This window comes from Sphingobacterium micropteri (genome assembly GCF_014692515.1).
GTDB lineage: Bacteria > Bacteroidota > Bacteroidia > Sphingobacteriales > Sphingobacteriaceae > Sphingobacterium > Sphingobacterium micropteri.
This window is the reverse complement of record NZ_JACOIK010000029.1, coordinates 1-1,168: the sequence shown is the minus strand read 5'-3', so window position 1 is coordinate 1,168 and position 1,168 is coordinate 1. Positions and strand designations below refer to the sequence as shown.

The window sequence follows — 1,168 nt, the reverse complement described above, 5'->3', positions numbered from 1 at the left end:
TGGAGTTGCTACCTTTAGTGCGAGACAGATTTAATAAGTAATTTTAAATTTGTAGAGATGCATAGAAAGTTTGATGATTCATTTAAGATAATGGCGGTGGATCTGAGCGTTGTTAGAGGTTCGGTGGCAGAAGTTGCAAAGGAGCTGGATATAGATCCCAGTTTGCTCAGTAAGTGGCGCAGAAACCCTCTTTATAATGGGAATAAAGTTTTACCTGATAACCCTAAAATTAGCCCTGAGGAACAGGAGTTGAGGATTTTACGTAAAAAATTAAGAGATGCAGAATTAGAGCGTGATATATTAAAAAAGGCCATAGCCATCTTCTCCAGGGGAGACGGTCCATATACCGGTTCATAAAGGCGAACCGAGAGGTATATTCCGTAGAGAAGATGTGCGAAGTATTGAACGTTAGCAGCAGTTGTTTTTACCGTTGGCTGGTTTCTCCCGAGTCCCCTAGGGAACAGCGAAGTAAAGCACTTGTGGATAAAATAAATCAGGCACACATGGATAGTAAGTATATCTATGGTAGCCCACGGATAACCGCAGAGCTGCACAAAAAAGGTGAAAGGGTGTCAAGAAGCTATGTTGCAAGGTTGATGAAGAAACATGGAATACGAAGTAAGGTGAAGAAAAAATATAGGGTGACCACAGATTCGAGCCATAGCTATGGGATAGCTGAAAATATCCTCAAAAGAGATTTTTCAGCGGATTCCCTGTCGCAGAAATGGGTTGGAGACATTACTTACATCCATACCAGCACAGGATGGCTTTATCTAACAACAGTCATCGATCTGGCGGACAGAAAAGTGATCGGATGGTCTTTGAGCACTGACATGACCGCTACAAACACTTCCGTAGAAGCCATCAGGATGGCTATTAGAAACCGAGGTGTCAAAGATGGCCTTATCTTCCATTCGGATAGAGGGATCCAATATGCCTGCGATGAATTCAGGAAGATAATTGTAGAAAACAGAATACTTCAAAGCATGAGCAGGAAGGCGAATTGCTGGGACAACGCAGTAGCTGAAAGCTTTTTCAAGACATTAAAAGCTGAAATGGTCTACCATAGAAAATTCATGGATCAGCAGTCAGCTAAATTGGAAATCTTTGGATACATTGAAGGATTTTACAATACCCAAAGAATACATTCTGCTCTGGGGTATAAAAC

2 protein-coding genes are annotated in these 1,168 nt (G+C 41.5%); both read left to right on the top strand.

Annotated features, from left to right (window positions below; all coding sequences use genetic code 11):
- Nucleotides 1-57 precede the first annotated feature (57 nt).
- Nucleotides 58-357, top strand: a complete 300-nt coding sequence (locus tag H8B06_RS20455) for a transposase (RefSeq protein ID WP_190996046.1) — start codon at nucleotides 58-60, stop codon at nucleotides 355-357.
- Nucleotides 300-1,168: IS3 family transposase (locus H8B06_RS20450; RefSeq protein WP_190996047.1), on the top strand; the 869-nt coding region annotated here is incomplete at its 3' end. The genes H8B06_RS20455 and H8B06_RS20450, both read left to right, overlap by 58 nt.

Bases quoted from the DNA above. Each gene is read 5' to 3' on its own strand.
- H8B06_RS20455 (WP_190996046.1), top strand. From the start codon at position 58: ATGCATAGAAAGTTTGATGATTCATTTAAGATAATGGCGGTGGATCTG.